This is a genomic window from Protofrankia sp. Cas8, assembly GCF_963555845.1.
Classification (GTDB): Bacteria; Actinomycetota; Actinomycetes; order Frankiales; family Frankiaceae; genus Protofrankia.
Window position 1 is genome coordinate 4626 of record NZ_CAUVXI010000232.1, and the last position, 3926, is coordinate 8551.

The following is a 3926-nucleotide window of genomic DNA, read 5'->3' on the forward strand; positions in this document are numbered from 1 at the left end:
CGCCGTGCGCGCCGAACGCCGCCGCCGATCTGATCACCGCGCCGAGATTGCGCGGGTCGGTGACCCCGTCCAATGCCACCAGGAGTCCTGGCGGCGCCGCCTGCGCACGAGCCAGAAGATCATCAGGATGGGCATACCGGAACGGCGGCACCGACAGCGCCAGCCCCTGATGCGGCGCGGCACCACACAGCCGGTCCAGCTCGGCTCGGGCGACGTCCGCGACGGCCACACCGGCACGGGGAGCGAGCCGGCGGGCCTCATCAAGACGTTCGTCGTACTCGGTGCCAGCGGCGATCAGCAGTGTGGACGCGGGGACACCGGCCCGTAGCGCCTCCACCACCGCATTACGGCCGACTATCAACTCGTCAGGGTCACCGCGACCGTCCCGCTCGGGTCGGCCGGGCCGACCGGAGCGAGTCGCTCCGGCCCGATGTGGTCCGCTGCGGGCAGGCCCACCAGCGCTGCCGCCTCGCCCGCTGGTGTCCGGACTCCGGGAACCGTCCGTACTCCTTGTCCCGTCCGTACTCCTTGTCCCGGCCGTACTCCGTGTCCCGGCCGCCGCGATCACGGCAGCCCGGCGCTGGGCCGGGTGGCCTGGACGCATCTCGGCCGGCGGCGTGGCGCCGTGTCCCTGCAGGCTCTTCCTACCCTGGCCACCGCTGCCTGCCGCTGCGCCCTTGCGATGCGAGCTCCCCTTGGCCGCGCGACCGCCCTGGCCACCTCGCGCGACACCACCGCCGCCTCGCCGCTGTTGGCCGGCCATCAGCGAACTCCACCAGCGCGCGCCCCGGAGGCGTCAGAAAGCATCGTCACACGGTATACGGTCCACCCGGTCGATGGCGGGTCGCCGCCCCCGATGGTCGCGTGGCCGGTGCTCGCTCGGCAGGGGCTCGAACACTGGCCTGTCCACAAGCTGACAGAAGCCTGTGCAAGCTGACAGCTCGCCGCCGACGGCAACCGCACTATGGTCAAACCGTGACGGCGAACACACCTCTGGCGGCATCCGCTGGAGTACGCACCGCCGTCGATCCAAGCATCGCCGACCGGAGCCTGCGGCTGCCTGACAAGGGCCATCGGATGCTGCGCCTGGCGGGCCGCCTGTTACACCGGGCTCAGGCGGCAACGGCCACCACGCCCGGCCGGCTCCGGCTGTACTCGATCGCCATCGTCGGCACACTCGCCGTGCTTGCACTGGTGTCCGTCTCGACCATCGCCGGTCGGATCAGGACGCTCGACACCATCAGGAACGATGCGGGTCCCTCGATCGTCACAGCACAGCGGGCGCACGCGGCGTTGTCCGAGGCCGACGCCACCGCCGCCGCCTCTTTCCTCGCCGGTGGCGCCGAACCCGCTGACCAGCTCGCGGCCTACAACACCAGCATCACCGCCGCGACGGACGCCGTGGCGAGCCTGACCCGTCTCAACACCCAGGCCGCGGCGGCCGAACCATTAGCCGTCCTGGCCGAGAAGATTCCGGTGTACACCGGGCTCATCGAACGCGCCCATGCCAACAATCGGGTGGGCAACGTGGTCGGTGCCGCCTACCTGCGCCAAGGGTCCCAACTCGTCCAGGAAACAATACTGCCGGCAACTGATCGCCTCATCACACTGAATGCCGACAGCCTCGACAAGGCCTACGCCGATGCGACGAGCGGACCACGCGAGATCCTGCTCTCGGCGGTGTTCATCCTCGCCGCCGGCGGTCTTGTCGGCACCCAGATAATGCTGTACCGGCGAACCAACCGTGTTCTCAACATTCCCCTTGTGACGGCGACCTTCGCCGTGCTGTTCAGCCTCTGTTGGACGGCCGCGGCGTTCTCCGTCCAACAACAGCGGCTCAGCGCCGCCCATGATTCGGGATTCGTACCCATGACCCTGCTGGCCCAGTCCAAGGTACTGGCCCTGCGAGCCCGCGTGGACGAAAACCAGTCGCTCATCGCCCGTGGTAACGGCACGCGTTTCGACACCGACTTCACCGTCGCGGTCACCCGGCTCGGCTTCGCGGTGAACGGCGGACCCCTCGCTGGCGGCTCGCTGAGCGCCGCGCTGCGCGTCGACGGGCCGGACACCGCTACCCGCACGGGCCTCGACGCCGACCTGCGGGTATGGCTTGCCGCACATCAGCAGGTCACGGCGCTGCTCGCCGACACCGGTGACTTCACCGCGGCGGGGAAGATCTCCCTCGGCGCGGGTACCGCGGCGTTCGACACCTTCGATCAGAAGGTCGACGCGGCCGTCACGGCCAGCCAGGCACGGTTCTCCCGGCAGGTGTCCGACGCGGGCGAGCCGCTGTCCGTCCTGCTCGCGGTGGCGGTTGTGACCATGGTCGCCGCCGCCGGCCTCAGCCTGGCCGGCATGCAGCGGCGCATCGACGAGTACCGATGACCGCCCGTCCCGCCGGTCGCCGGATCACCAGGGCCACCGTGGCCACGGTGATCGGCGCCGTCATCCTCGCAGCCACGGCGGCGTGCGGCACGACCCACAGTCCGCTACCCACCGACGCAGAACCACTGCCACCGGCCACCGCGGCGGCCGTGCTGGCCGGTACGACCACGGCACCCACACAGGGCTGCGGGAACCCGCGGGCGAGCCTCGTCCCACCCGATCCGATGCCCGCCCCGGGCGACATGCCGGCGGGTTCCTTCATGAGGACGATCCAGGATCGTGGCTATCTGGTCGTGGGCGTCATTCCAGACGTTCCACCGTTCGGAATCGTCAACCCCCAGACAAACCAGCTCGAGGGCTTCGACGTCGACATGGCGAAGGAGATGGCCGCGGCGATCTTCGGACCCGGTAACCCGAAGATCCGGTTTCGGGCGATCACCAACGCCGAACGCATCCCCGCCGTCCAGCACGGCCTGATCGACATCGCGATCGCCACCATGACCATCACCTGTGACCGGCGACGGGATGTCGACTTTTCCGCTGTCTACTACGATTCCGGGCAGCGGGTGCTCGTCCGTCGGGATTCGGGCTTCAGGAGAATCGAGGATCTGGCCGGCAGGAAGGTGTGTGCGGCTGCCCGGACGACCTCCATCCAGGCCATTGCCACCGTATCCCCGGCACCGATCCCCTACCCCGTCACAAATGTCGCGGACTGCCTGGTCGCACTCCAACAGGGCGTGGTCGACGGGATATCGACCGACGACGGAATCCTGACCGGAATAGTCGACCAGGACCCCTACACGATGATTGTCGGCCCACGCTTCACCGACGAGCCGCACGGCATGGCCGTCAACAAGGATCACCCGGACTTCACCCGGTTCCTCAACGGTGCCCTGGAAACGATCGAGAAGAACGGCCGGTGGACGGAGATCTACCGGCGCTGGCTCACCGGGCCCGGCACGGAACCGGTGCCCGCACCACCCGTTCCGGAATATCAGGGTTGATCACCATGGTCGCGCCAACCCTGGAACAGATCGACGCCACGCTGGCCCGGCTGTCAGCGGCGGTCGCCGCCCAGGCGGCCATCCTGATGGAGCTGGAGAGCGCTCCCGGCCGTGCCCTGATCGACCCGGAACGCCTCACCGGCGCCACGCGCGAGCGGGCCACGACCGCGCTGGCCGCGCTCGCGGACGCCTGGCACTGCTACCGGACCCTCACCGAGTTGCTGACGGCGGCACGCGCCGTACGTGGGGACAAGGTTCGGGTGGACGCCCGCGTAACAGCCGAGCTGGACGCGTTGCTGCACGGCCCGACCGCGGTCCCCGTGCTGCCGGGAGCACCCGCCGGGAGCCCACCACCCGCGGTCGGCATCCGCCCGACGGAGTTGGCGGATCGTACCGATGCGGCGCTTGGCTCGGTCCGCGCCACCATCGACGAGATCCTCGCCGCGTGGAGCAGGCTACTGGCGATCCTCAGCACGGCAGAAGGGCAACTCGCCACCGCCGACGAGCTGGCCGCCCGCCTACGACCTGTCTCTTATA

Annotated in this window: 3 protein-coding genes and 1 pseudogene; 3 read left to right on the top strand and 1 reads right to left on the bottom strand. The window is 69.5% G+C overall.

What is annotated here, in order from left to right; translation table 11 throughout:
• A partial coding sequence (locus U9977_RS23445) for a TrmH family RNA methyltransferase (RefSeq protein WP_322751450.1) occupies positions 1–763 on the bottom strand: 763 nt, incomplete at its 3' end.
• A 212-nt stretch (positions 764–975) separates the two neighbouring features.
• Between U9977_RS23445 and U9977_RS23450 the strand changes: the two genes are divergently transcribed.
• The 3 genes and pseudogenes from U9977_RS23450 to U9977_RS23460 form a co-directional block, all read left to right on the top strand.
• Positions 976–2385 carry a hypothetical protein gene (locus U9977_RS23450; RefSeq protein ID WP_322751451.1) on the top strand — a complete coding sequence of 470 codons (1410 nt, stop codon included), beginning with the start codon at positions 976–978 and terminating at the stop codon, positions 2383–2385.
• Positions 2382–3389, top strand: a complete 1008-nt coding sequence (locus U9977_RS23455) for a glutamate ABC transporter substrate-binding protein (RefSeq protein WP_322751452.1) — start codon at positions 2382–2384, stop codon at positions 3387–3389. The genes U9977_RS23450 and U9977_RS23455 overlap by 4 nt, the downstream gene beginning before the upstream one ends.
• Before the next feature lie 5 nt (positions 3390–3394).
• Positions 3395–3926: pseudogene (locus U9977_RS23460) on the top strand (hypothetical protein); the annotation flags it as partial.